The sequence below is a fragment of the Halomonas sp. JB37 genome, from assembly GCF_002332255.1.
Taxonomy (GTDB): Bacteria; Pseudomonadota; Gammaproteobacteria; order Pseudomonadales; family Halomonadaceae; genus Vreelandella; species Vreelandella casei.
Window position 1 is genome coordinate 3,711,568 of sequence record NZ_NRGW01000001.1, and the last position, 26,639, is coordinate 3,738,206.

24 protein-coding genes are annotated in these 26,639 nt (G+C 55.1%); 12 read left to right on the forward strand and 12 right to left on the reverse strand.

What is annotated here, in order from left to right; genetic code table 11:
- Positions 1 to 5 precede the first annotated feature (5 nt).
- A complete protein-coding gene (locus CIK78_RS17230; RefSeq protein ID WP_096282129.1) occupies positions 6 to 1,769 on the forward strand; it encodes an ABC transporter permease subunit in 1,764 nt (587 codons plus the stop codon).
- Between the two features lie 214 nt (positions 1,770 to 1,983).
- Here the strand turns inward: CIK78_RS17230 and CIK78_RS17235 are convergent, their stop codons facing one another.
- The 10 genes from CIK78_RS17235 to lptF all read right to left on the reverse strand — a co-directional run bounded on the left by CIK78_RS17235 (position 1,984) and on the right by lptF (position 10,825).
- On the reverse strand, positions 1,984 to 2,931 hold the full coding sequence (locus CIK78_RS17235; protein WP_096282436.1) for a 2-hydroxyacid dehydrogenase: 948 nt from the start codon (positions 2,929 to 2,931) through the stop codon (positions 1,984 to 1,986).
- Positions 2,932 to 2,991: 60 nt separating this feature from the next.
- Complete coding sequence (locus CIK78_RS17240; protein WP_096282130.1) at positions 2,992 to 3,687, reverse strand: GntR family transcriptional regulator; 696 nt, start codon at positions 3,685 to 3,687, stop codon at positions 2,992 to 2,994.
- Positions 3,684 to 5,177, reverse strand: coding sequence for a tripartite tricarboxylate transporter permease (locus CIK78_RS17245; protein WP_096282131.1), 1,494 nt, complete (start codon positions 5,175 to 5,177; stop codon positions 3,684 to 3,686). Before CIK78_RS17245 ends, CIK78_RS17240 begins: the two co-directional genes overlap by 4 nt.
- Entirely contained in the window at positions 5,171 to 5,662 is a 492-nt protein-coding gene (locus CIK78_RS17250; RefSeq protein WP_096282132.1) for a tripartite tricarboxylate transporter TctB family protein, read from the reverse strand. The genes CIK78_RS17245 and CIK78_RS17250 overlap by 7 nt, the downstream gene beginning before the upstream one ends.
- A gap of 74 nt (positions 5,663 to 5,736) precedes the next feature.
- Positions 5,737 to 6,711, reverse strand: a complete 975-nt coding sequence (locus CIK78_RS17255; RefSeq protein WP_096282133.1) for a tripartite tricarboxylate transporter substrate binding protein — start codon at positions 6,709 to 6,711, stop codon at positions 5,737 to 5,739.
- Positions 6,712 to 7,105: 394 nt separating this feature from the next.
- On the reverse strand, positions 7,106 to 7,588 hold the full coding sequence (bfr, locus tag CIK78_RS17260) for a bacterioferritin (RefSeq protein WP_096282134.1): 483 nt from the start codon (positions 7,586 to 7,588) through the stop codon (positions 7,106 to 7,108).
- Between the two features lie 204 nt (positions 7,589 to 7,792).
- Positions 7,793 to 7,999, reverse strand: a complete 207-nt coding sequence (locus tag CIK78_RS17265) for a (2Fe-2S)-binding protein (RefSeq protein ID WP_096282135.1) — start codon at positions 7,997 to 7,999, stop codon at positions 7,793 to 7,795.
- A 192-nt stretch (positions 8,000 to 8,191) separates the two neighbouring features.
- A complete protein-coding gene (locus CIK78_RS17270; protein WP_096282136.1) occupies positions 8,192 to 8,665 on the reverse strand; it encodes an RDD family protein in 474 nt (157 codons plus the stop codon).
- Positions 8,666 to 8,669: 4 nt separating this feature from the next.
- Positions 8,670 to 9,734 carry an LPS export ABC transporter permease LptG gene (lptG, locus tag CIK78_RS17275; RefSeq protein ID WP_096282437.1) on the reverse strand — a complete coding sequence of 355 codons (1,065 nt, stop codon included), beginning with the start codon at positions 9,732 to 9,734 and terminating at the stop codon, positions 8,670 to 8,672.
- An 11-nt stretch (positions 9,735 to 9,745) separates the two neighbouring features.
- The gene (lptF, locus tag CIK78_RS17280; RefSeq protein ID WP_096282137.1) at positions 9,746 to 10,825 is read right to left on the reverse strand and encodes an LPS export ABC transporter permease LptF; all 1,080 of its coding nucleotides are present in this window, start codon (positions 10,823 to 10,825) and stop codon (positions 9,746 to 9,748) included.
- Between the two features lie 146 nt (positions 10,826 to 10,971).
- Here lptF and CIK78_RS17285 point away from each other — a divergent pair, with 146 nt between their 5' ends.
- From CIK78_RS17285 to CIK78_RS17295, 3 genes are all read left to right on the forward strand, one after another.
- Positions 10,972 to 12,492, forward strand: a complete 1,521-nt coding sequence (locus CIK78_RS17285) for a leucyl aminopeptidase (protein WP_096282138.1) — start codon at positions 10,972 to 10,974, stop codon at positions 12,490 to 12,492.
- Positions 12,493 to 12,653: 161 nt separating this feature from the next.
- On the forward strand, positions 12,654 to 13,793 hold the full coding sequence (locus CIK78_RS17290; protein ID WP_096282139.1) for a branched-chain amino acid aminotransferase: 1,140 nt from the start codon (positions 12,654 to 12,656) through the stop codon (positions 13,791 to 13,793).
- Between the two features lie 88 nt (positions 13,794 to 13,881).
- Positions 13,882 to 14,313 carry a DNA polymerase III subunit chi gene (locus CIK78_RS17295; RefSeq protein WP_096282140.1) on the forward strand — a complete coding sequence of 144 codons (432 nt, stop codon included), beginning with the start codon at positions 13,882 to 13,884 and terminating at the stop codon, positions 14,311 to 14,313.
- An 87-nt stretch (positions 14,314 to 14,400) separates the two neighbouring features.
- On the opposite strand, the gene CIK78_RS17300 is transcribed toward CIK78_RS17295, so the two are convergent.
- Positions 14,401 to 14,856, reverse strand: a complete 456-nt coding sequence (locus CIK78_RS17300; RefSeq protein ID WP_096282141.1) for a Spy/CpxP family protein refolding chaperone — start codon at positions 14,854 to 14,856, stop codon at positions 14,401 to 14,403.
- A gap of 170 nt (positions 14,857 to 15,026) precedes the next feature.
- On the opposite strand from CIK78_RS17300, the gene CIK78_RS17305 reads away from it, so the two are divergent.
- Positions 15,027 to 16,187 carry an MFS transporter gene (locus CIK78_RS17305; RefSeq protein ID WP_096282142.1) on the forward strand — a complete coding sequence of 387 codons (1,161 nt, stop codon included), beginning with the start codon at positions 15,027 to 15,029 and terminating at the stop codon, positions 16,185 to 16,187.
- 61 nt (positions 16,188 to 16,248) lie between these two features.
- The gene (locus CIK78_RS17310; protein WP_096282143.1) at positions 16,249 to 19,095 is read left to right on the forward strand and encodes a valine--tRNA ligase; all 2,847 of its coding nucleotides are present in this window, start codon (positions 16,249 to 16,251) and stop codon (positions 19,093 to 19,095) included.
- 114 nt (positions 19,096 to 19,209) lie between these two features.
- Here the strand turns inward: CIK78_RS17310 and CIK78_RS17315 are convergent, their stop codons facing one another.
- Positions 19,210 to 20,520, reverse strand: coding sequence for a serine hydrolase (locus CIK78_RS17315; protein ID WP_096282144.1), 1,311 nt, complete (start codon positions 20,518 to 20,520; stop codon positions 19,210 to 19,212).
- Between the two features lie 135 nt (positions 20,521 to 20,655).
- Here CIK78_RS17315 and CIK78_RS17320 point away from each other — a divergent pair, with 135 nt between their 5' ends.
- The 6 genes from CIK78_RS17320 (at position 20,656) to CIK78_RS17345 (ending at position 26,598) form a co-directional block, all read left to right on the forward strand.
- Positions 20,656 to 21,699, forward strand: a complete 1,044-nt coding sequence (locus CIK78_RS17320) for an aminoglycoside phosphotransferase family protein (protein WP_096282145.1) — start codon at positions 20,656 to 20,658, stop codon at positions 21,697 to 21,699.
- Between the two features lie 62 nt (positions 21,700 to 21,761).
- On the forward strand, positions 21,762 to 22,973 hold the full coding sequence (locus tag CIK78_RS17325; protein WP_318781540.1) for an ABC transporter substrate-binding protein: 1,212 nt from the start codon (positions 21,762 to 21,764) through the stop codon (positions 22,971 to 22,973).
- A 3-nt stretch (positions 22,974 to 22,976) separates the two neighbouring features.
- Entirely contained in the window at positions 22,977 to 24,656 is a 1,680-nt protein-coding gene (locus tag CIK78_RS17330; RefSeq protein WP_096282147.1) for an ABC transporter permease subunit, read from the forward strand.
- Positions 24,653 to 25,285, forward strand: a complete 633-nt coding sequence (locus CIK78_RS17335) for an ATP-binding cassette domain-containing protein (RefSeq protein WP_096282148.1) — start codon at positions 24,653 to 24,655, stop codon at positions 25,283 to 25,285. The genes CIK78_RS17330 and CIK78_RS17335 overlap by 4 nt, the downstream gene beginning before the upstream one ends.
- Positions 25,272 to 25,973 (forward strand): TIGR04283 family arsenosugar biosynthesis glycosyltransferase, encoded by a 702-nt coding sequence (locus CIK78_RS17340; protein WP_225734339.1) that lies wholly within the window; start codon positions 25,272 to 25,274, stop codon positions 25,971 to 25,973. Before CIK78_RS17335 ends, CIK78_RS17340 begins: the two co-directional genes overlap by 14 nt.
- A complete protein-coding gene (locus tag CIK78_RS17345; RefSeq protein WP_096282150.1) occupies positions 25,963 to 26,598 on the forward strand; it encodes a TIGR04282 family arsenosugar biosynthesis glycosyltransferase in 636 nt (211 codons plus the stop codon). Before CIK78_RS17340 ends, CIK78_RS17345 begins: the two co-directional genes overlap by 11 nt.
- The last annotated feature ends 41 nt before the right edge of the window (positions 26,599 to 26,639 follow it).

Below are 26,639 nucleotides of genomic sequence, written 5' to 3' on the forward strand. Positions count from 1 at the left end.
CACGAATGACGACCGCGATACCGTTGCGCTTGTGGCGCCGCCTGCGCATTGAACCCTTTATCCCGCTGATCTCGCGCCTGGTAACATTGGCGGGCGTGGTGGTTCTGGTCGGGCTGCTGCCGTGGCTATCAGGACGGGACCCGGCGCTGAGTATTCTGCGAGCGCGTTCTGCCGAACAAGAGGCAACGCCCGAAGCTTTGGCAGCCATTCGTGCCCAGCTTGGCCTTGAGCTTGGCCCGCTTGAACAGCTGCAAAGCTGGCTGATAGGGTTAATGCGTGGCGATGCGGGCAACTCCTGGATATCTGGCGCGCCCGTACTGCCGGGCATGTTAAAAAGCGCGCAGGTATCGGTCACGTTAATGGCGTTTGGCATGCTGGTAGCAGTTATCACGGCCACTCTTATTTGCGTGCCGGTGGTTCGTCGCGGCCTTAACGGCCGGGTCAGCCGCTCATCCGGCGCGGTTGGCGCAACGCTGACAGCTCTGCCTGAGTTTTTGCTCGCGTCCATACTGCTGGTCATTTTTGCCGCCTGGCTCAACTGGCTGCCACCTTACGGCTGGCGCGGTTTAAGCTATGCCGTACTGCCTGCCTTGGCGCTAGGCTTACCGGCAGGCGGCTTGCTGGGTCGGCTGTTTAGCGATGGCCTGGCGACGACGTTTACCGAGCGCTGGGTGGCCACCTGGAGCGTGGCGGGTTTTTCACGCAGCCGGATTACCTTGGCAACACTGCGACGAACCCTACCTAGCCTTATGCCTCAGGTGGGCATGGTGATGGTAGGCTTAACCGGTGGTGCGATTGCCGTCGAGCAGGTGTTTTCTATTCCAGGGCTTGGTCGGGCAACGCTGGGAGCAGCAGCGGCGCAGGACATGCCTGCGCTTCAAACCGGGATTCTTATTCTACTGGTGATTGCGATTGTGCTGGGCAGCTTGGCCAACATTGGCCGCGCGCTGCTGCTAGGGCGTGCGTTTCGGCTGGGCGCACTGCCGGTGGCGCATAGCGAGCGACATGCCCAGCGAGGGGCATGGGTAGTACCCTCGGTGGCCATCGCCCTGCTATGTGTGCTGGTGGTTGCAGGGATGACACGTGACCCGTTTAGCTCATTGTTTATGCGTCTTGAGCCGCCAAGCTGGGCACTGCCACTAGGCGCGGACGGAACGGGACGGGATATTCTGGCACGCGTTGCTCACGGGGCGCTTTCCACCATGGGGATGGCCGTTGCCGTTGTCTGCTTGTCGCTGGTGCTCGGGCTTCTCATGGGCTTGGCGCCAAGGCTTGCAACCGGTCCGATTGAAATCACCAAGGCTACTCCGCCCACGATTGCGGGGCTTATCGTGGCGGGGCTGGCAGGGCCTAGCGCCAGCGGCGCCATTATTGCCGTAACAGCGGTTGCCTGGGCACCGCTGGCGGCCCATACGGCAGCGCTGGTTGCCGAAGTCAAAGCCCAACCCCACGTGCGGATTACGCCTATTTTAGGCGTCGGCCATTTTCGCTTGATGAGCCGTTATGTGTTGCCAGCAGTACTTGGCCCGGTGTTTCGCCATGCCATGCTGCGCTTACCAGGAGTGGCGCTCGCCCTTGCGGCATTGGGCTTTCTGGGCCTTGGCCCACGCCCGCCGTCACCTGAGTGGGGGCTAATACTGGCCGAAGGCATGCCCTATATCGAGCGTGGGCCCTGGACGGTGCTTATCCCTGCGCTGGCGCTGATTCTGCTTTCCATCCTCGCCGTATCGCTTTCAAGCATTGTCGGCGTCAGGAAAGTATCACGTTGACTATATGGAGCAACCATCAGTGGAATTAGCCTGTAATCCCGTTTTGCTTTTAGCACGTTTTATATAACAATCTGGATTGCTGTAAATAGCAGGCTATTCGACACAAAAACAGGCGCCTCCTGCATCCTATGACTAGCCCACGCTCGAGCGAATGCTCCGTTGTTGTGCTGCTGTTGTTATTACCGTTGGTAGGTAATTAGCGCAATTTTGCATATCAATTAACAGGCGTTATTAGCTCATTACCTTCTGTGAAGGCAAGAATATTGGCGTACTGCAAGTCCCCCATGGATTCGCGCGTATTAATAGTACCCGAACCTTGATGGGGCTGAAGCAAGACATTTTCTTGATCGCACAACCGCGGATCTACATGCGGCTCAGTTGCAAAGACATCAAGCGCAGCGCCCGCTAAAAATCCGCCTTGCAGACGCTGAATTAGCGCATCCTCATCAATCACCGTGCCTCTGGAAACATTGATCACAACGGCATCGCTAGGTAATGCACTGAGTACCTCAGCCGATACGAAATGGCGAGTTTCATCTCCACCCACTATCGTTACAAACAGAACATCCACCGAGCGTGCTAGATCGATGGCATCGGCATGATAAACCCAATCAGAAGGTACTTGTTTGGCCTGACGTGATTGGTAATGCACGGTGGTTTTGAACGCTACCATGCGGTCAGCAATTTCCTTACCTATCCGCCCCATTCCTAATATGCCAACACGCAGACCGCTGGTATGTGCATTCAGCGGAAATGAGCCAATACGCGCCCAGTCTCCGCTGCGCACCCAGCGATCACCAGCAATAAGGCGACGCTTGAGGGCCAAATACATTCCGACGGCCAAATCAGCGACATCATCATTTAGCACGTTGGGCGTATTAGTCACCGTGATACCGCGGCTCGTAGCCGCGTCGATATCGATATCGTCGTAACCCACACCAAAGTTGGCAATCAGACGCAAGCTGGGAAGCGCATCCATTTCAGCAGCACCAAAAGGTGAGTGACCATGACAGGCAACTGCTGCACAGGCCTTCCGCTCGTCGCTAGCGAGCCTCATCAACTGCTGCGGAGTATCAACAGAGCACGTGGTAAAACGAGTTTCTAGCCGTTCACGCTGTTGGGGAGAATAAGCACCTACTAGGATTATATTAGATCGGGGCATATATACAGTTTCATCCTTCTGAATAAGCATTAACGGGCACCGGCAGCAACAATGATTCGATCACTTGTTAGCTCGATCAAGTAACCCTTCTCGTTCGATAGCAAGAGTCTGCTCGCGCGTACGCCGGTGCAGCACGCCTAGCGAGGTTAGTGCCGTATCCGCATCGGCCTCAGCGATTGCCCGCATGATTTCCACGTGGGGCAGCCCCGTGTCAGCTAGGCCCAAATCCGCGAACTGTGACAAGAAAAAGCCAATTCGGCGTGATACTGCATGCAGTGGCATGATGGTCTTAGCAGCAACAGCGTGCCTGGCTGCTTCACACACTCGTTCGTTAAAACGCTTATCAATCTGTGAGAAAGCTACGTTATCGGCACTTTTTAAGGCCTTTTCGGCCTGATCGGCCATACGCAGGAACTCTTGCCGTTGGCTATCGCTAGCCAGTTGGCTCGCGCGCCTGATAAGCAACCCTTCAACATGCTGGCGAACGTCTAAAGCCTCAAGAGCTGTCGTCGTATCAATCGGCTGGATAAAAATCCCCTGCCTGGGCAGAACGCTAAGCAAATAGTCTTGCTTAAGTCTTAATAGCGCTTCCCGAATGGGTGTTCGACCCATATCGAGCCGCTCGCAGAGTGCCTGCTCCGTCAGAATCTCTCCCGGTACTAGGGTCAATGTAACGATCATCTCTTCGATGATCGTATAGGCCTCCTCTGCACGCGAGAAAAGCGTTGATATAGTAGAACCGTAAGATCCGTTCATGTTGATTTAACTCTGCCTTTATTGCGACGTAGAAGCGCTAGCAAGGGAGGAACCACCCAGATAGCGATAGTGATTACTGCTAGAGCCAAGGCGATAGGACGACTGAAGAAGACCAGCATATCGCCATTTGATTTTACCAATGTATTAAGAAAATTCTCTTCAACGATGGGAGCCAATACGACGCCGAGAATCGCTGGCGCAAGCGGAAAACCATTTTCTTCCATGAAAAAGCCAAGTATACCGGCGCACAGCATTGTCACGACGGCAAACACCGTATTCTCCACCGCGAACGCACCGATAATGCAAGCCGCGATGATTAAGGGCATTAAAATCGTTCGCGGCACGGCTAGAATGTGCCTGAAAATACGGATCGCAAGATAGCCAAACGGTACAATCAGAATATTGGCGAGTAAGAAGGCAAGAAATACTGCGGTGATAAGATCACCTTGCGTCAGAAAAACGGTAGGCCCTGGGTTAAGCCCTTTCATATAAAGGACGCCTATAATCACAGCTGTCAGGCTGTCACCAGGAATACCAAACACTGTGGCCGGGACGAGAGCTCCACCAATCGACGCATTATTGGCAGCACTGGCTGATGCTATGCCATCGACGATTCCAGTGCCGAATTTTTCCGGGTGACGGGATTGTTTCTTCGTGCTGGCATAAGCGATATAAGAGGCAATGTCAGCTCCAGCCCCCGGAATAGCGCCGACCAGAGTCCCAATGCCGCAACCCTGCAGTATCTGAAACCCCATGCGCTTAATCTCAGACAGCACTCCCCGAAAAACATCATCTAACTTGCCTACCGGTGCAAGCTCATCGCCCTTTGGCGACAGCGCAAATCGAAAGACTTCTGATAAGGCAAATAAACCGATGAGCACCGGTATAAAGCCTAGCCCGCCGGAGAGATATTCCGTGCCGAAGGCGAAACGAGGCTGTCCAGATACCGGGTCAAGGCCTACCATTGCAATCAACAAACCAAGGCTTAAGGAAACAACTCCCTTAGCGGTTGAGCCCTGAGAGACGGCAATCGCTGCGGTCAGACCCATGCAAGCCAACCAGAAATACTCAACTGAGCTAAACTGCAGGGCTAAATTCCCTAATGAGGGCGCTGCAAAAATCAATACGATGCTGCCGAATATCCCACCTATTGACGAGCATACTAAGCCTGTTCCCAGAGCGAGCCCTGCCTGCCCCTTCTGAGTCATTCTGTAGGATTCATCAACATAAGCTGCGGAAGCTGGTGTTCCAGGAATACGTAACAGTGCGCCGGGAATATCTCCCGAAAAAATACCCATAGCGCAGAGAGTGACAACGCCTGCTAGCGCGGGCACAGGATCCAAGAAGTAACTGACGGGAACCATTAGGGCGACCGCCATCGCAGCGGAAAACCCGGGAATAGCACCAATCACGAGCCCATAAAGAGCGCACGCGAGCATGACACCAAGTGTTGTGGGCGTGAACAATAACGCTAGAGCATTCATTACCATGTCAGAGTCCCCGCGAATGGTGTTAACAGGCCCCAAGGCAACTGCACCGACATTAACTGATAAAAAAAGCTATGGAAGGCGATGCTACCAATAACAGCAATGCCCAGATCTCGACCAAGACGGCGGTGGAAATAAAACAATAATGAAAAAAGCACCAGCGGCATCGTTACCAAAAAACCCAGAATTTTGACGGTAAAGATATAAAAAAGAATAACGGCAATCACAAAGCCAATGGTTAATAGCGATTTCCATACATCCTGATCACTATCGATGCGCACCCAAGTAGCTATCTTGCCTTGGCTGGAAACAATCCGCTTCGCCAGTACAGACAACCCACATATAACAAGCACAATACCGATCAAGGTAGGAAAGAAGCCCGGCCCATAATCGATAAACTGCAGTGTCGGTAACTGTTGAGCAAAAAAAATGACCATGCTGCCGAAGCAGATAATGAGTAGCCCACTGATACTGTCGTCGAATTTCAAAGCGATGACTCCAAGTACGACTGTCTGAACTGCGGCGGCACTTAGGCATGCCGCCGGCGAATGACAAGCAAGAATCAGTTGCTTTTGACTAAACCGATGGTTTCGATGAGCTCGCGTACCGAGGCCTGTTGCTCGTTCATAAAATCGCTGAACGTAAGGGCATCACGCCACTGAATACCAAAACCGCGATCAGTCATCTGTTGGCGCCATTGATCGTCGTTCACGATTTCATGCATAGCGCTTTCAAGCCGCTCGACGATCTCATCAGGTAACCCTTGGGGAGCCACTAGTCCACGCCAGGCTCCCAGCTGCAAGCCTATGTCGGTAGCTTCGGCCAGCGTAGGAACGTCAGGGAAAGCTTCCAGCCTTTCATCACCCATCACTACTAGCGATTTGATGCGCCCCGCCTGTATCAAGGGACTAGCCTCAGGCAGAGAAGAAGGAACAATATCGACACCGCCAGCAGCAAGATCCTGCAATGCAGCGGCAGCCCCTTGACCTGATACAAAACGCACCTTTGATACGTCAACACCGTACTGATCCATCATTGTTGCAACAGCCATGGGCCAGGAGCCCCCGCACCCACCACCGCAGGCAATAACATAATCCTCTGGAGACTGCTGAATATCATCCAAAGCCTGCTCGATATTCTCCCAAGGACTGTCGTCGCGAACCTGGAAGCCAGCCGGATCAAAGTTGAACTGTGCAATAGCAGTAAAGTCTGCTGCATCAAAGTCGGCCTGCCCCATCGCCGCGTAATGGGCGAAATTATAAAGAACCCCCAGCGTATAGCCGTCGGGATCAGCATTTTTGATTGAGGAAAGACCTATTACACCTCCCCCTTGCCCCTGATTAATTACATTGAAGGGTTGGCCGAAATATTCCTGAAGCCTTTCAGCCAACATTCGCCCGGTCTGATCGGTACCGCCGCCAGCACCCGAAGGAACGACAATATTGACAGGTCGTTCCGGCCATTGAGCCAACGCCAGAGAGGGAATAAGGCCAGCAATAAGTAGCGCCGATGCTGTTAGAAAGGTTGTTTTGCGCATAGTCACACTCCTTTGATATATCACGATATATAAAGCTTTTTAAATGCACTATGTCAAAGCAATGAAGCTTAAACTTTAGTCTTTGAAGCAAATTTCAGTCGTGAAAAAAACATCCATTAAACGGAACAAGCAATTGATTTAGTTAACTATTAATATTATCAATGTGATGGAGGTTTTTTGAAGAATGGCGGCAAATGCTTTGCGGCAGGAATAATATGTAGAGGCTCTATAGCTTCATGGTTATTTTCAGAGAGCGGAAAGTCAGGCAAGACTCTGGCGACTAGCTCATAACTCGCGAGTAGCCTAATAGAAAACGGGCAGCCCATGGGCTGCCCGTTTTGCTTTGCGCATTAACGTGAAACGATCACTTAATACGGTAATACTGCCAGCGTATTTATTCTTCGCCAGCCATCTGCATTTGGCGCTGCAGGTAGTTCTGGATACCCACCTGTTCGATCAATTTCAGCTCAGTTTCGATGTGGTCGATGTGACCTTCTTCATCGGCGAGCAGGTCGCGCAGCATATCGCGAGTAACGTAGTCTTTTACGCTTTCACAGTAGGTGATGGCTTCAATGTAATCGTTGCGGCCATCGTGCTCGATTTTTAGATCGCTTTCGAGCATCTCTTTAACGTTTTCACCAATGTGCAGCTTGCCCAGGTCTTGCAGGTTGGGAATGCCTTCTAGGAATAGGATGCGCTCGATGATCTTGTCAGCGTGCTGCATCTCTTCGATGGATTCTTCGTACTCCCACTTGGCCAGTGCTTTCAGGCCCCAATCTTTGTACATTTTGGAATGCAAAAAATACTGATTAATCGCGACGAGTTCGTTACCAAGCGCCTTGTTGAGATGCTCAAGAACTTTAGTATCACCTTTCATAATGTCACCTTTTCAACGGTAATGCTGATGGTTAAGCCAGTGTTTAAGTGGCCTTTAAATAATGCGATCAAGCAGTTACGTTAGAGAAGGAGTATAGACGCACATAGCTACACTCCCAGCTTTCCTGAGAGTATAGATAAGGTGTTTAAAAGTTCAAGCAAATCATACATTTGCAAACGATAACTCTAACAAGAGTGATTCGCGTCACACGGCGTAAGCAAGTCCCATATCGGCTTCTTGACGCGCTTCTTGTACGGCATCGCGGGTAATAGATTTGGCATAGCACGCGCACTTACCGCACTGCGTTGCGCAGCCGGTTGCTTCGCGTACTTCCCGCCAGCTGCGCGCACCGTCGCTTACCTGCTGACGAATCTGATGATCGGTTACTCCCTTGCACACACAAACGTACATGGTGACACCTCATATAAGCTATGAGATGAATGTAAATGATTCGTATACATCTTATCAAGTAGAAATGACTGCTTTTTGGGAGGCATTCGTCTTAACACACAGCTGCCTCTCGATAACATATTGGCGCCGCGACATTTTTTGCAGGCAATAATTTTCGCCTAATTATTATTTTTCGGCGCAAATTCGACCGCGTTAGCCTTTTGGCAGTACGACGGTTTGCGTTTTAGACACAATATCTGGCCAGCTACGTCGTTGTGGGTCGAACAGCACCCACAGATAGCCTAACCCAAGCGTCAGCAGCGATAGCCACGCAACGCCGCAGCGAATGAGGCACTGCGTCACGCTCAGTGAATAGCCCTCTCGCGTTTGCACACGCAGCCGCCATGCCTGCATTCCCAGAGTCATGCCGCCGCGCGTCCAGGAGAAAACAAAAAACAGGCTGACAAACACGACCAGCATGATTCGCAGGCTCCAAACATCGCAGGCGGTGGCGCCAATGTCTTCAGGCGACTGGCCCAGCATATAGCGGAAAAACATTAGGTGAACCACCGTCACTGCAATCCAGATTGCCGTAACCAAAAAGCCGTCGTAGAGCATGGCGCCTAAGCGGCGGCCTAGGCCTGCTGGCCACGCATCACCCAACTGAGTAAAGCGTCGCGTGCGCATCTTGCTAACCGTTGCGGCGTAAGAAATAGATCCCGACCCCGGCACACACAAGCGTCGGCACTAAGACGGCCCACACGGGTGAGAATCCGAAAATCGTTGATGCAGGCGCCAGTAGGTCTTGCACATATTTAAAGCTGAGGCCGGTAATTACCCCGTAAAACACGCGGGTACCCGCGGCCACGGTGCGCAGCGGGCCAAACACGAACGAGGCCGCAATCAGCACTAATGAGCCCATGGTGAGTGGCATTAGCATTTTCTGCCAAAAATACAGCAGTGCCTGATCATTTTGCAGACCTTGATCAGCGAGAAACTTCGCGTAGTACCAAAGCTCACTGGGCGCCTGGCTTTCTATATCGCGCAGCAAGCGCTCAAGCTGCGTGGGGGTAAAGGACGTTTCCCACCCCATGCTTGCGGCCTGGTCGGACTCAGTGTGATTATCGAAGATGCGCGTCGTAGAGACGTTTTCCAAACGCCAGGCGCCGTCTTCCCAAAGCGCGCGCTGGGCATAGGTGGCTTCCACTAGCTGCCGGTCATCAAAGCGGTAGCGGGTTAAATCAAGCACCACATCATCAGCACGGATCGCCCCGAAGCGGTAGACGCTGTCGCCCTCAATCTGCCAGCCACTGCGGCTAGTCAGCATCGTGCCTTCGCCCTGAATCTTTTCTAAGCGCCACGCCTCAGCGTGTTGTTCGGTGCGCGGGCTGACGTATTCAGCCACCAGCAACACCACGACGATCACCAGCAGCACAGGCTTCATCACGCCCCACACAATACGTGCGAGGGAGCGCCCAGAGGCGCGCATAACGGTGAGCTCGTTATTAGAGGCCATGCTGCCCAAGCCAATTAACGCGCCAATTAACACTGCCACCGGGGCATATTGATAGAAGCGCCACGGCGTACGCATCAGCAAGTAAAACAGCGCATCAAGGGCAGTATAGCCAGCCTGGACGTCGCCTAAGTTATCGATATAGGCAATCGTAATATCCAAGCCCAACAGCACGAACTGAACCACAACAATAGCCGCCAGCACGTTGCGGGCGATATAGCGGTCCAGGCGGTCAACCATCAGCAGATTCACCATCAGCGCATTCCCTTACGTTGCGAGTGCCACAGCAGCAGCAGGCCCAATCCTAAAAACAGCCCATGTACCGGCCATACACCCAGCGTGGCGGACCACGTTTCACTGCCGATGGCGTCGACCACCGCAAGTAAAAGGCTCAGATACGCGACGTATAAAAATACCGCCGGTAGCAGCTTGCCAAAACGCCCCTGACGGGGATTAACACGGGAAAGCGGCTGCGCCATTAGGGCTAATATAAACACCATTAGCGGGAGCCCTGCACGCCACTGCCACTGTGCCTGTGCACGCGGGCTTGGATCATTCCATAGCGCTGGCGTAGTGGCATACTCCAGGGAATCCAGCGACTGCCGATTACTGTTTAGCCCTAAACGCAGCGTATAGCGATCAAAGGTGAGCCGTTCAGCGCTTTGCTGCCCGGGGGTGACGCCATAGCGCTCGCCTCTATCTAGCACCAGAAAACGGCTGCCCGTATCGATCCGGGTTTCCTGATAGCCAGAGGCGGCACGGGTAATATAGTCGTGGGTATTTTCATCGCCGGGCTGATTCTGCTCGTGCACCAATACATCCTGCATCTCAGTGCCATCACTGGTAAAGCTGCCTATGTACGCGGTGCGGCCGCCACCAAACTCCTGAAAGCGCCCCGGTGCGAGCACAGACACATCCAAACGGCTGCGCTGCTCCTCCAGTACGGTTTCCGTTTGCAGCGCGCCATAGGGTGTCAGCCATAGGCTGCACATGCCTACCAGCACCGCGACAACACTGGCCGGCAGCAGCGTTACTTTCAACAATCGCGTCGGGCTCATACCGCAGGCGACCATGACAGTGATCTCACTGTTCATGTAGAGCTGCCCGTAAGCCAGCAAAATGCCTAGAAAAAACGACAGCGGCAGTATCAGTTCCATAAAGCCAGGCAGGTGAAACATCATCAGGCTGCCTAAAATAGTGACGGGAAAGTCACCCTCCGCCGCATCTGCGAAATAACGGATAAAACGGCTGCCCATGATCACCAACAGCAGAATGCCGGCAACCGCCGCCATGGTGAGTAACACTTCGCGAGTTAAATACCGAAATAAAATCAACGCGCTCTCCGGCTAGTCGTGCAGGATGCCATGCAATACCCGCATGGCTTGGGTACACTAATGAAACTATTCTCACTGCCTTTTCAAATTCAAAAGCAACGAGGCATTATCCCGAATCCCTCGATGCTTGTCTTGTTGGAGACGTCATGGAATTTTCCGTTCAAACTGCTAATCCGGCCAAAACCGAAACCGCCTGTCTCTTAGTGCCGGTTTTTAAAGGTAGTGACCTACTGCCCAGCGTCGCCAAACTGGACGACGCTAGCGAGCGTCTGATCGGCCAATTGATGGAGCGCGGCGACTTTGATGCCTCGCTAGGCAGCGTACTCATGATACCGTTTGCGCCAGGCCTCGGGGCACAGCGGCTGTTATTGGTCGGCTTGGGCGAACGCGAAAAATGCCAGGAAGCGGCCTACATTAAGGCGCTGGATGCCGCCATGGCCGCGCTGGTGAAACTGCCCATTGATGAAGCCAGCGTCATTTTTAATGATATACCTTTAACCGACCGCGACGCGGCCTGGAAAGCTCGTAAAGTATTAGAAGCCGCTGAGCGGGCTATTTATCGCTTCGATCAGTTCAAATCGACGCCTGCGCCAGCCCCCAGTCTTACCAAACTCACACTCGTCATTAGTGACGCCAGCACGCAGCCTATCGTTCAGCAAGGTGCTCTAGTAGGCAACGCAATTGGCCAAGGCATCAACTACACCCGCACGCTAGGTAATCTGCCTGCCAATATCTGCACCCCCAGCTACCTAGCCGAGCAGGCGCAGCAGCTAGGCCGCGAGTCAAACAGTGCGCTGGACGTTGAGATTCTCGATGAAGAGGCGCTCGAAGCACTGGGCGCACGCTCATTACTGTCCGTAGGTCGCGGTAGCAAAGAGCCAACCCGCCTGATCGTAATGAAATATACCGGTGCTGAAAACGCTGAAGACGCGCCCCATGTGCTGGTCGGAAAAGGCATTACCTTCGACACCGGCGGCATTTCGCTCAAGCCTGGTGAAGGCATGGACGAAATGAAATTCGATATGTGCGGCGCCGCCAGCGTCTTCGGGACCGTCAAAGCGGTACTGGCGATTAAGCCAAAGCTCAACCTAGTCTTTATCGTTGCCGCCGCGGAAAACATGCCCGACGGCCATGCCACCAAGCCTGGCGATATTATCAAGACGATGAAAGGCTTGACCGTTGAAGTGCTCAACACTGATGCAGAAGGCCGCTTGGTGCTATGCGATGCGCTGACCTATGCCGAGCGCTTTACGCCGGCAAGCGTGGTGGATATCGCCACCCTCACTGGCGCGGTGATTATTGGCCTGGGCCACCACGCCACCGGTCTGCTTTCCAACGACGACGATTTGGCACTCGACTTATTAGATGCAGGTGAAGCCGCGTGGGACCGCGCGTGGCATTTACCGCTGTGGGACGAGTACCAGGAGCAGCTAGACTCTAACTTTGCCGATCTTGCCAATATTGGCGGTCGTCCAGCGGGCACGATCACCGCAGCGTGCTTTTTGTCACGTTTTGCCGATCACTTCCCCTGGGCACACCTAGATATCGCAGGCACCGCGTGGCATTCCGGCAAGCAAAAAGGCGCAACGGGTCGCCCTGTTGGCCTATTAACCCAGTACTTGCTTGATCGTGAAACCGACACTCAGGTCGAAAATAGTGACGCTTAACGCCTCGTTCATGCGTGAAACGGTTGCCTTTCTGCGCCGCAACCGTTAAACCTGGATATATCAAGCAGCACCGAGCCGAGGCTCGGTGCTGCTGTATCGAATTCACCATCGTATCCAACCGTGCCCAACCCTGGGCGTGGTTCTAGCGGAGACAAATAGCCGTGCCCACTGCAAGCTTTGAAACGGGTTTTGAAACGAGTTTTGAAACCCTGCCATCCAATCAGCCGATGGCAGATGATATTCGTGGCAATATCCTAAGTAACCCAGGTTTTGGCAAGTATTTCACTGACCACATGGCCCACGTTCGCTGGACCCAAGACGCCGACTGGCACGGCCATCAGGTGCGTCCGTATGGCCCGTTGATGCTAGATCCTGCAGCGTCAGTGCTGCACTACGGCCAGGAAATTTTTGAAGGCATTAAAGCCTATCGCCATGCTGACGGTTCGATCTGGACGTTTCGTCCTGAGAAAAACGCCGAGCGTTTTCGCCGCAGCGCGCGTCGTTTGGCACTCCCAGAACTCTCCGATGAAGACTTCATTGGTTCGCTAAAAGCGCTGCTGGCCCAAGATCATGCTTGGGTCCCCACGCCCGCCAGCACCTCCGACGAGTGCAGCCTTTACCTACGCCCCTTTATGATCGCTTCTGAAGCGTTTTTAGGCGTTCGCCCGTCTCAAGAGGTCGATTACTACGTGATCGCTTCACCAGCGGCGGCCTACTTTAAAGGCGGCGTTGCGCCGGTATCGATCTGGCTTTCCTCGAACTACAAGCGCGCGGCCGCAGGCGGCACTGGCTTTGCCAAGTGTGGAGGTAACTACGCGGCGTCCTTAGCTGCGCAGAAAGAAGCTGAAGCTCATCAGTGTGGCCAGGTTGCGTTTCTAGATGCTGCTGAAAACAAGTGGGTTGAAGAGCTGGGTGGTATGAACCTGTTCTTCGTGTTTAAAGATGGCCGTTTGGTAACGCCACGTTTAACCGACACTATTTTGGAAGGCGTGACCCGCAACTCGATACTGACGCTGGCCAAAGAGGAAGGCTTAACGCCAGAAGAGCGCCCGATCAGCATTGATGAGTGGCGCGAAGGCGCAGCGTCGGGTGAGATCATCGAAGTCTTTGCCTGCGGTACCGCCGCAGTGATCACCCCGGTGGGCGAGCTGGTTTCCGAAAACGAGCGTATTCGCCTCAAATCTGCCATTGAAGGCGCTGGTGACAGCAACGAAGTCGCTATGCGCATTCGTAGCAAGCTGCTCGATCTGCAGTATGGCCGTAGTGAAGATACGCACGGCTGGCTAACTAAGCTGGTTTAACGCCGAAGCGCTTCTTCTCGCCGCCGCATTCTTTGCGGCGGCGTCGTTTGGAGCCGCTTACTCTAGACCCGACTTATCTGGAATCGCTATGGCGCGCATTGATTTTTACATCCTGCCCGACACGACCCTAGAAGCCCGTTTGCAGTTTGCCTGTAAGCTCGCCGAGACCATCTGGCGTAAGGGCTATCAGCTGCATTTGCACTGCGAGGACAAAGCGCTCGCTGAGCAGGCCGACAGCGCGCTGTGGAATTTTCGCCCCGATGCCTACCTGCCCCACGCGTTGGAAGGTAGCGAAATGGCCGCCAGCGTGCCCATTACGCTTGGCTGGCAACAGCTTCCGGTACCTGCGCAAGAGACTGCGCTGCTTAACCTGCACCCCGACATTCCCGACGGCGTAGAAAACTACGCGCGGATCGCCGAGATCATCAATCAACACCAACAAGTGCTGGTCGCCAAACGCGCCTGCTGGCAGCGCTATAAAGAGCTCGGCCATGAAGTTGTGCCGCATAAATTGGGGTAATGGCTGAACGGCACCCATAAACACGTGACCCCGCACTTGGCGGGGTCATCAGCAGAACCAGGCAATCTCTGTCAGTACGTCGTCGCCTTAGCCTCCCTGTTGCTGCATCTGCTCCTGCATCTGTTGCATTTGCTCCTGCTGCTGAGCCATGGCCTCATCCAGTTGATCGCGCTGCTCCTGAGTGAAAACGCCTTCGATCTGAGACTGTATGATAATGCTATCCGCGGTCATCTCGGCCGTTAGGTCACCAAGACGCTCTGCATCCGCCCGAATGGCAGCTTCGTCGTAATCAGGCTGAACGTGCTCACTGAGTTGCTGTTGCAACTGCTGGGCTTCCTGCTCATTGGCACCAACGTCGTCTTGCATCTGGGTCAAAAGGTTGCTGAGTTCTTCCTTCTGCCCATCATTCAGATCCACCATTTCGTCGAGTTGGTTAACCTGGTCATCGACACTGGGGGCACCACCACCCATTTGCTGAGCCATAGCGGGCACACTGAACACCAGGGCGGCGACTGCTGGAACGAAAAGTTTAGCTAACTGCATAAAAACTCCAATTGCGTACAAAATGAATTTCCTCCCCGGCACAATCCTGGCGGGTCTTGCGGTACTCTCGCTCTCCGACAATGCTGTTTTCAAAAAATTCGTCGCAATGAAAAATTGTTGATTACCATTAGGGGCCTTGCCGCGCCCGTTACACTATTGGAGACTCAAACGTGCTCACGCGCTACCCCTTGGCCGTTATTGTCATCGCCCAGCTATTTGGCACCTCGCTGTGGTTCAGCGTTAACGGCGTTGGCCTGGCGCTCCAGGAGGCCGTAGGCCTGAGCGAAAGTGATCTGGGCCTATTAACCATCGCCGTTCAAGCCGGCTTTATTACCGGCACCCTACTAATGGCCACCACAGGCTTGGCCGATCGTGTCCGCGCCAGCCACCTGTTTGCGATTTCAGCGGTGCTGGGCGCATTGATCAATGCCGCCTTTATTGGCGTCGCCGAGAGCGTGACGCTCGCCGCAGTGGCGCGCTTTGCCACCGGGCTTTGCCTGGCAGGCATCTATCCGCTCGGCATGAAGCTAGTCGTGAGCTGGACGCCAAGCCATGCTGGGGCGGCGTTAGGCTGGCTAGTCGGCATGCTGACCCTAGGCATTGCGTCCCCACACCTGCTGCGCGGTTTAACGCTGCATCTTCCCTGGCAGTGGCCGCTGCTGCTGGCGTCACTGCTGGCACTGGTCGCCGCACTGATGATTGCTCGCTTGGGCGTTGGCCCTCACCTACCGGCCATCGCCAAAAGCGGCCAGCCGTGGGCGGGGTTAGCAGCGTTCAAACAGTCCCGCTTTCGCGCCGCTGCGCTGGGCTACTTCGGCCACTGCTGGGAGCTGTACGCGCTTTGGGCACTGGTGCCGTTTTTAGTCGCCCGGGAGCTAGAGCGCCTAGGCGCCGCCAGCAGTGCCCAGCCGTGGCTGAGCTTTGCCGTTATTGCCTTGGGGCTACCCGGCTGTGTGCTGGCGGGTAAATGGAGCCGTCATATCGGCAGCGACAGAGTGGCCTGTATCGCATTGGCGGTTTCTGGCGCGCTGTGTTTGATATACCCGCTGCTTGGCAACGCCTCGCCCTGGCTGCTTTTAGCGCTGTTAGGCATATGGGGGATTAGCGTGATTGCCGACTCTGCCCAGTTTTCAGCATTGGCCAGCGCCGCCGCGCCGCCTGAACGTTTAGGGGCGGCGCTGGCGATGATGAATGCCATTGGCTTCGGGATTACTATTCCCTCCATTGCGCTGGTCACCGCACTGTGGTCAAGCCAGTCGCTAGCGGTCATTTGGTGGCTGCTGCCAGGCCCGATTCTTGGACTCATCGCGATGCGCACCCGAAGCACCTGACGAGCCAGCACCTCTCGCGCTATACTTGTGCACATTTTTTGCCAGCCGTGAGCCGACTCCCATGGAAAAGACCTACCAACCCGAGCAGATCGAAACCCGCTGGTACGAACGCTGGGAAGCCGACAACCGTTTCGCCCCTTCCGGTAAGGGCGCGCCTTTTTCGATCATGATCCCCCCGCCTAACGTCACCGGCAGCCTGCACATGGGCCACGCGTTCCAGGACACCATTATGGATACCCTGACGCGCTGGAAGCGGATGCAGGGTAACAACACGCTGTGGCAGGTAGGCACCGACCACGCCGGTATCGCCACGCAAATGCTGGTGGAGCGTAAACTCGCCGCGGAAGAGGGCAAAACCCGCCACGACTTAGGCCGTGATGCGTTTATCGATAAAGTGTGGGAATGGAAGGAAGAGTCAGGCGGGCAGATTACCCGCCAGCTGCGCCGCATGGGCGCAAGCGTAGATTGGAGCCGTGAACGCTTCACCATGGACGACGGTTTCTACACAGCAGTACAAGAAGTATTTGTTCGTCTTCACGAAGAAAAGCTGATTTATCGTGGCAAGCGTTTGGTCAACTGGGACCCGACGCTGCACACCGCCATTTCTGATTTAGAAGTAGAAAACAAAGAGCAGCAAGGCAGCTTCTGGCATTTCCGCTACCCGCTGGCAGACGGTGTGCAAACCGCTGATGGCAAAAACTACGTGGTAGTCGCCACCACCCGTCCTGAAACGCTGCTCGGTGATACCGGTGTAGCCGTGAACCCAGACGACGCCCGCTACGCCTCATTGATCGGCACCTTTATTGAGCTGCCGCTGGTTGGTCGGCGTATTCCGATAGTGGCCGACGAACACGCGGATATAGAAAAAGGCTCGGGCTGCGTCAAGATTACCCCCGCCCACGACTTTAACGATTACGAAGTCGGCAAACGGCATAACCACCTGCTGATTAACGTTTTCTCCAAAGATGCGGCGATCCTTGAACGCGCAGAAATCTTTGACCTGAAGGGTCAGCCTCATCCTGACGAAGATGCCAGCCTGCCTGCCAAGTACGCCGGCCTGGATCGCTTCGAAGCGCGTAAGCAAATCGTTGCGGACATGGATGCACTTGGCCTGCTGGAGCAGGTAGAAGCCGTTAACAACACCCTGCCCCATGGCGATCGCTCAGGTGACGTGATTGAACCGCTGCTCACCGACCAATGGTTTGTGGCAGTGGAATCTCTCGCCAAGCCTGCCATTGAAGCGGTGGAAAACGGCGATATTCAGTTCGTACCCAAGAACTACGAAAACATGTACTTCGCCTGGATGCGCGACCTGCAAGACTGGTGTATCTCCCGCCAGCTGTGGTGGGGACACCGCATTCCAGCGTGGTACGACACCGAAGGCAATATCTACGTTGGCCGCAGCGAAGAAGAAGCACGTGAGAAGCACGGCCTTGGTGCCGACGTGACGCTTACCCAAGACGAAGACGTGCTCGACACCTGGTTTAGCTCGGGCCTGTGGACCTTCGGCACTCTCGGCTGGCCAGAACAAACGCCAGAGCTTGAGACGTTTCATCCTTCCAGCGTGCTGGTCACCGGCTTTGACATCATCTTCTTCTGGGTTGCTCGGATGATCATGATGACCCTGAAGTTCACCAAGCAGGTGCCGTTCAAAACGGTGTATGTGCACGGTCTAGTGCGTGATGGTCAGGGTCAGAAAATGTCCAAATCCAAGGGCAACGTACTCGATCCCATCGATTTGATCGACGGCATCACCTTGGATGAACTGCTCGACAAACGCACCGGCAATATGATGCAGCCGAAGCAGGCGAAGGCCATTGCCAAGGCAACTAAGGACGAATTTAAAGACGGCATCGAAGCTCACGGCACCGATGCGCTGCGTTTTACCTTCCTCTCCCAAGCCACCACAGGGCGCGATATCAAGTTTGATATGAACCGCTTGGATGGCTACCGCAATTTCTGCAATAAGCTGTGGAACGCCTCGCGCTATGTGCTGATGAATGCCGAAGGCGAAGATTGCGGGATAGACGGCAGTGACGTTAAGCTCTCTCTGGCTGACCGATGGATTATTTCGCAGCTGCAGAAGGTTGAGTCTCAGGTCACTAAAGCGATGGATGAATATCGTTTCGACCACGCCTCACAAGCGCTGTATGAATTTGTCTGGAACGAGTACTGCGACTGGTATCTGGAGCTTTCCAAACCGGTGATGTGGGACGAAAATGCCACTGCAGAAGCGAAAAGAGGCACCCGCCGCACGCTGGTGCGCGTACTCGAAACGATTCTGCGCCTCGCCCACCCGATGATGCCCTATATCACCGAAGAGATTTGGCAGCGCGTCGCGCCGCTGGCGGGCGTGTTTATGGGTGAAGGTGCGTCGATCATGCTGCAGTCTTGGCCGGAAACCGACGCAAGCAAAATTGACGATCAGGCAAGCCTGGATATCGAGTGGCTGAAAGGCGTCATCATTGCCGTGCGTAATATCCGCGCCGAGATGAACATCTCCCCCGGTAAACTACTCGACGTGATGCTCACCAAAGGCAAGCCCGAGGACATCGAACGTCTGGAAAGCAACCGTCACTTCCTGTCTAAACTCGCCAAGTTGGAAAGCGTTAGCTGGCTTGAAAACCCCAACGACGCACCGCTTTGCGCCACGCAGCTTGTGGGTGATATGGAAGTGCTGGTACCGATGGCAGACTTAATCGATAAAGATACCGAGCTGGCCCGCCTAGCCAAAGAGATCGAAAAGCAGGATAAATTCATCGACGGCATCGAGAAAAAGCTCGGCAACGACGGCTTTATCGCGAAGGCGCCGGTTGCCGTGGTCGACAAAGAGCGCTGCAAACTCGCGGAACTCCAAGCCACCAAGCAGTTGTTGGAAGAGCAAAAGGTGAAGATCGAGGCGTTGTAAGGCTATTCGGGCGCGCTGAAAACGCTAAGCCTAGTATTGAAAACGGCGCGCCCTCTTTGAATGGGCGCGCCGCTTTTTTGGCTTTAGTACTGAGTTACTTTAGCACTGAGTTGCTTACGGTGTTTCTTGCTGGTCATCCAAGTGCTCAACGATAGCGTCGAAAAACACCATGGGGTCAACGACCTCTTTACCCACGGGTTTGGGCTCGGCGGCGTTCTGGGCGATGACTATATTGTGGGCCGGATTGATGTAGACGTACTGGCCTTGAATGCCCACCGCAGAAAATGCCTGGTCTTCTCGAGACTGCGGAGTCCAGCCGGTCCACCACATGTAGCCGTAGTCTAAGTCATCGCCGCCTTCCAATGTTTTGGGCGTAGACGCCTCCTCCACCCACCCCTCAGGCAGTAAGCTCTCGCCATCGATGACACCGTCGTCGAGAATAAACTGGCCGAAGCGGGCATAGTCACGAAGCGTCGCACCAATACCGCTGCCGCCAATTTCTACGCCATCCGGCGACTCAAGCCACCAGGTCGCATCACTTTGCATGCCGTAGGGCTGCCACAGTTTCTCCGAAAGGTATTCCGCCAAGGGCCTGTCGATAGCGCCGCGGATAAACTCGGCAAGAATCTGCGTTTCACCAGTGCTGTAGTTGTTGATCGTGCCGGGCTCAGCGGCTCGTGGCAGCTCTGACATTACCTCCATGGCGCCACCCGGGGTCTGGGCGATCTGGGCACGCAACAATTCCCGGCGGTCCGAACTCACATCGGTATAGGTCTCGTTCCAGGCGACCCCCGATGACATCATAAGGATGTCGCGCAGACTGACGCCGTCATAGGCACTGCCTTCCAGTGCTGGCACGTAGTCCACCACCTGGGCATCGAGGCTCTCGATCAGGCCATCCTTGATTGCCATGCCCGCAAGCGTTGAGGAGATAGATTTGGCCACAGACATCGACATCCAACGCGTATTCTCATCGTTACCCCGTTGGTAAGTCTCATAAACGACGTCGCCATCTTTCATAACCAACAGACCCGCAACGCTGTTCAACGCCAGGTAGTCATAGAGATCATATGTTTTATCATCGCTCTCAACGGAGAGTCCCTCCAAAGAAGCATCAGAGGTCGGCAAAGGGCGAGGAGACTCTCCTGCGGCAATAGTCCGCGAAGGGAACAATCGATCGATATTCCGAAACGTATTGACGGCCATATCCGGCGTTAAGTGGCCACTGTAGACGTCTTCCACGTCGCCAATGGGCTCTTCGGCGTGACGATACTCAGCGCCAATCACGCCGTTGGAAAGTAGCAGGCAGATCGGCAAAACACCCAGCACGCACCAGCGCTTCCGACGTTCTATCGCCCTTTCTTGCAGAGCATTTCGGCAACTACGATTAATGGGCGTGAGCTGTACCCATGTGATATTCAGCATCTCGGTTCTCCTAGCATGTTGTATTTTGCGTCCTGCTATCGCAGCTTAACTACTTTTTCTTACCAACCGTGTAAGGTTAGTCTCAAAACTCTGACTTACTAGCATCGCTGATTCAGCAACGACACGGACTGCTTTATGCCGACACCTATCGAGGCGCGACTAGAGGCGCTGGCAAGCGAACTTAAGCGGGCAGGGATTTCGTACCGCAAGCTATCGCCGATGGCGGATACCGGGCTTGCTCACGATCACGTATGGGTTCACCGCAGCGATGGTGACGACTGGGTGGCACGACTGCCAAAGCAGAGCCAAATGAACCTGCCACCACAAGAAAACCTGGCCTACCAAGCCGCCTGTTATCAGCGCGCTAGCCCAGGTGGTCATATGCCAAGGTTTTATGGCACCTTGCCACCCAGCGATACCCTGCCACGCGGCGGGCTATTGGTCGAGGCTATCCGTGGTCGCTTAGCCCAACTGCCGGATGATCTACCCGCCATTGCGGATGCCTTGGCGAGCCTGCATCGCCAACCGCTGCCCAGTCTCGCGGCGCGAAAACCGCTGCTTGCGCCTGACGACCCGTGGCAAGCAATGGTCACTGAAGTGCGCCAGCAGGCTAACTGGCTGAGTGATGCCCAGCTTTCAAGCAAAGTCACGCAACGCATTCAGCAAGAACTGGATATGCTCTCGCCCCGCTTGCGCGATGCCACGCCTACGCTCATTAGCTTTGATACTCACCCTGGCAACTTTTTAATCCGTGACGATGGCCGCGCTGTCTTAGTGGATTTGGAAAAGTGCCGCTATGGTTTACCGGGCATTGATCTTGCGCATACCTCGCTTTATACCTCGACTACGTGGGATATCAATAGCCAAGCGGTACTGTCGCTGGGCGAGGTGATTACGTTTTACCGCCGCTGGCAAACCGCCATGGACGAAACACCCAGTGCAGAGACCTTGGTCGCTTGTCGTCGCGCCACCTGGCTCTGGTCGCTGACATGGTGCACCAAATGGCGAGCCCAGCACTTAAACGCCAAGGATGCCCAACAGCGCGGTGAAGACTGGTCGGCGGAACTCACCGATGCGGCCGTCATTGAGCACGTCCGTGATCGCGTTGAGCATTATCTATCCTTACCCATTATTGACCATGTTCACAGCGAGCTGCAGTGCTTACAGGCCTCCCTGTAGCGCTTTACGCTTTTTCTATTGCCAATCCTAAAATATCAGTCCCCACGAGGTGTGCGATGCCGATGAACCGTAATTCCTTTCGTGCCACTATTGCCATGGCGATGATGCCCATGGCTGTTACTGCCATGGCCAACCCCGATCCCAACGATTGGCAAAGCGTAACGGCGCAAGCTGAAGGCCAAACCGTGTATTGGAATGCCTGGGGCGGCGAAGCACGTACCAATGCGTATATCGAGTGGGTGGCACAGCAAGTTGACGAGCTTTATGGCATCGACCTAGTTCACGTCAAGCTAGGCGATACGTCAGAATCGGTGTCACGGGTTTTAGCAGAGAAACAGGCGGGCAATGACGACGCAGGCAGCGTCGATATGATCTGGATTAACGGCGAGAACTTTGCCGCGATGAAAAGCAGCGACCTACTGTTCGGGCCTTGGGCGGACTCACTGCCCCACTACCCGCTTACCGACCCAGACAATACGCCTGCCGTGCGTTACGACTGGACGATTCCCGTCGACGGGCTAGAGTCCCCCTGGAGCAGCTCCCAGGTAGTGTTTTATTACGATACAGCGCTGGTAGAAGACCTCCCTCACAATATGCCAGAGCTTCTGGACTGGGCTAAGCAACACCCTGGAGAGTTTACCTACCCACAGGTGCCTAACTTCCTGGGCAATGCGTTTATTACCCAGGCCCTGCTGGAGCTAGTCGACAACACAGATCTGTTCTATGAACCGATGCAAACAGACGACTTTGACCAGGCCACCGCACCTCTTTGGGCGTATCTAGACGAGCTTCATCCACAGTTATGGCGTTCGGGCAGGGCCTTCCCCTCTAATAGCGCCGATTTACGCGGCTTAATGGGCGACAGCGAAATTGGCATTGCCCTTTCGTTCAGCGCCACGGAAGCATCGGGCGCTATCGCCAACTATGAGCTTCCCGAAACGGTACGCAGCTATGTTCACGACAGCGGCATGATCGGTAATATGAGCTTTATGGCAATTCCTTATAACGCCGAGCACAAGGCGGGTGCCATGGTGGTGGCCAACTACCTGATGTCCCCCGAGGCTCAGGCGGAAAAACACGATCCTGAAGTGTGGGGCAGTGGCACTGTATTAGCGATGGAGCAGCTCACTGACGAAGAGCGTGCGCTGTTTGATGGTATTGACCTAGGCATTGCCACACTCCCGCCTAGCGAGCTTGGTGAAGTGCTCGGCCAGCCGCATCCCAGCTGGGTGGATGCCCTCGCTGACGCGTGGCAACAACGCTACGTGAACTAAGCCATGCTTTTTCTGGCGCCCTGGGTATTGATAAGCGCGCTGGTGGTGCCGTTAGCGGCGGGCCTTGCGATGATCATCCTTCCGGCGTTTGGCTATTTGCCGGTACTGGGCGGTGAAACCTTTCACTTTGATGCCTGGCGGGCTCTTTGGGCGTACCCAGGGCTTCACCGCTCAATACTGCTGAGCTATGTGAGTGGGCTGATCACCACCCTGGTAGCGCTTAGCGTTGTGGTACTGTTCCTGGCGGCCAACCGTGGCACTTGGTTAGACCGCAGCATTCGACGACTGGTCTCGCCGCTACTAGCGATTCCTCATGCGGCAGTGGCGTTTGGTTTAGCGTTTCTTATCGCTCCTTCCGGGCTGTTTGTACGATGGATATCGCCTGGGTTGACCGGCTGGGAACGCCCACCGGATGTGTTGATCGTCAATGATCCTTGGGGGCTCTCATTGATGGCCGGGCTGATGCTTAAAGAAGTGCCTTTTTTACTCTTGATGTGCCTTGCAGCCCTCCCCCAGCTAGGCACAGAAAAGCGCTTAATGATGGCGCGCTCTCTGGGCTATACGCCCACGATTGCCTGGTTAAAAACCGTGCTGCCCTCACTTTACCCGCTGATTCGGCTGCCGGTGTATGCAGTGATCGCCTATGCCACGTCGGTTGTCGATATGGCGCTCATTCTCGGCCCCACACTGCCGCCAACCCTTAGCGTGTCGATTCTTAGCTGGTTCAATGATCCGAATTTGGATCGACGCTATATGGCCTCTGCAGGGGCGGTATTGCAGCTTGGGGTCACTCTGGCGGCGCTATTAACCTGGTGGCTGGGCGAACAGTGCATCAGGCGGTTCAGCCATTACTGGCTAGTAAATGGTGCCAGGAAAGCTGGCTCTACAACTATCGCCATTAGCGGCCGTATGTTGTTAACAACGACAACGCTGCTGGTCATCAGCGCGATAGGAGGGTTGGTCGTATTTTCGCTCGCCGGTTTTTGGCGCTTTCCTGATGCTTTCCCTGGCACTTTCACGCTGGATCACTGGCAACGCATTTTGCCGAGTGTGATAACACCACTGATGAATACGCTAAGCGTGGGGCTTGCCTCAACGCTCATTGCTGGCGTACTGGTCGTGGCAACGCTTGAGAACGCTGTGCGTCACCACTTGCCGGTTAGCCGCTCCCAGTGGCTGCTGTATCTACCGCTTATCGTTCCCCAGGTCGCCTTTCTATTTGGCTTAGTCGTCGCGGCGGAGAGTATGCGTATTCGCCCCCAGTTAGCATTAGTGATTGTGGCGCATTTACTGTTTGTGGCGCCTTATCTTTACTTATCGCTCTCTGAAGCGTATCGGCGTCTTGACCCGCGCTGGGTACAGGTCGCTCATTCCCTTGGAGTAGGGCCATGGCGTGCGTTCTGGCAGGTGCGCCTGCCGCTGCTATTGGCCCCGTTGCTCACTGCCTGCGCGGTCAGCTTAGCGGTCAGTATCAGCCAGTATTTACCCACGCTGTTGCTGGGCGGCGGGCGTATTCCTACGATTACTACCGAAGCGGTAGCCATGGCTTCTGGGGGCAATCGGCGCCTCATCGCGGTGCTTGCCTTACTGCAAGCGCTGCTGCCCTTTATCGGTTTTAGCCTCGCTTTATTGATCCCGCGATGGGTGTGGGCGAAACGGCGCACTATGCAAGGAGTGGTATGAACGCCAATCCCAGGCTTCACATCAAGCAACTGACTATCTCGCTAGAGAGCGAGATGCTGCTCGCTATCGACCGTGTGATACCACCGGGCGACGTATTGACCGTGATGGGCCCTTCCGGCTCGGGCAAGTCCACCCTGCTGGCTTATCTGGCGGGCTTTTTGTCACCCGCCTTCACTGCCTTGGGCCAGCTCTACCTGGATGAACAGCGCCTGGACACACTGCCCGCCGAGAAGCGTGGTATCGGGCTACTGTTTCAAGATCCACTGCTGTTTCCACACCTGAGCGTCGGCGGCAACCTACGCTTTGGGCTACCTCGTCAGAGTAACGATAAACACCGGCAAATCTCGCATGCCCTTGAACAGGTAGGCCTGGCAGGCTTTGAAAAGCGCGATCCCGCCACCCTTTCCGGTGGCCAGAAAGCACGGGTAGCCTTAATGCGCCTGCTGCTTTCGAAGCCGCAGGCAGTACTGTTGGATGAGCCGTTTTCAAAATTGGATACGGCACTACGTCAGGAGACGCGCTCGCTGGTATTTGGCCAGCTGCGCGAGGCTGGCCTGCCTACACTGCTGGTTACCCACGACCGCGCTGATGCCGACGCTGCAGGAGGGCCGGTCATTGAGCTTGGCTAAACAACTGCCTCGGCTCAGCATCATAATGCCGGTGCTGAACGAAGCCGCCAGCATTAAGAATGCGTTGGAACCACTGCGCACACCGAACGCTGCTCAGCAAATCGAGGTCATCGTAGTTGATGGCGGGAGCAGCGATGACAGCGTTCATATCGCCAGGCCGCTGGCAGACCATTTACTCAACAGCCCGGCCGGCCGGGCGACGCAAATGAACGTGGGCGCACAGCAGGCGAGTGCACCTACGCTATTGTTTCTGCATGCTGATACTCGCTTGCCCGAGGGCGCCATGGAGCAGATAGCCCAAGCGCTAACAACCCATGCCTGGGGCCGCTTTGATATTCAGCTTAACGGCCACAGTGGCTGGCTACCCGTGGTGAGTTGGATGATGAATAAGCGCTCGCGGCTCACCGGCATCGCGACCGGCGATCAAGGCATCTTTGTACGCACCAGCACGTTCCAAGCCATGGGCGGCTTTGCCGAGCAGCCGCTGATGGAAGATATTGAGCTGTGTAAGCGGCTCACTCGCGCATCGCCTCCCGCCTGCCTAACGGCAAAAGTGATAAGCTCAGGCAGACGCTGGGATCAGCACGGCGCGTTGAAAACCATCTGCCTGATGTGGCGGCTGCGCTATCGCTACTGGCGCGGCGTTAGCGCCACTCAGCTTGCCAAGGAATATCGCGATGCCCGCTAAGATGCCTATTCAGCGCAAACCGCTGCCTCATTTGCACCTGCTGGCCAAAGCGCCGCTTGCTGGGCAGGCAAAAACGCGCTTGGCACCATTGCTGGGAGAAAGCGGTGCGGCCAATGCACACGCTGAACTGGTGCGCCACTGTGTTGCCAACGCCTGCGGGGCACTGCCCGCTGAGCAGATTACGCTATGGACGGCGCTTGACCACACCCACCCGCTATTTATTGAGTTGCACAATCAATACGGCTTGGCGTTACGCCCTCAGCCGGACGGCGATCTAGGCACTCGGGTTCGCCAGGCTCTCAACAGTACGCCGGGGCCCGCCATGCTGATGGGCAGTGATTGCCCCAGTATTACCAGTGCGCTGATTACCACCTGTGCACAGCAGCTCGCCCGCTACGATGTGGTCATTTTACCCGCGGAAGACGGCGGCTACGGTTTTGTCGGCACCCAGCAAGATTACCCTGCACTCTTTACCGACATCCCCTGGGGAACCCACACCGTGCTGAAAACCACCCAGCAGCGTATTCAGGCGATGGGGCTGCAGGCCGCTTATCCGGCAACCATCTGGGATGTAGACCGTCCAGAAGATTGGCAGCGCTGGAAAGCGTTAGCGCTTTCCGTGTAAGGAAACAGATTCTGTTCTAACTGAGTGAATCTCCCTCTTTA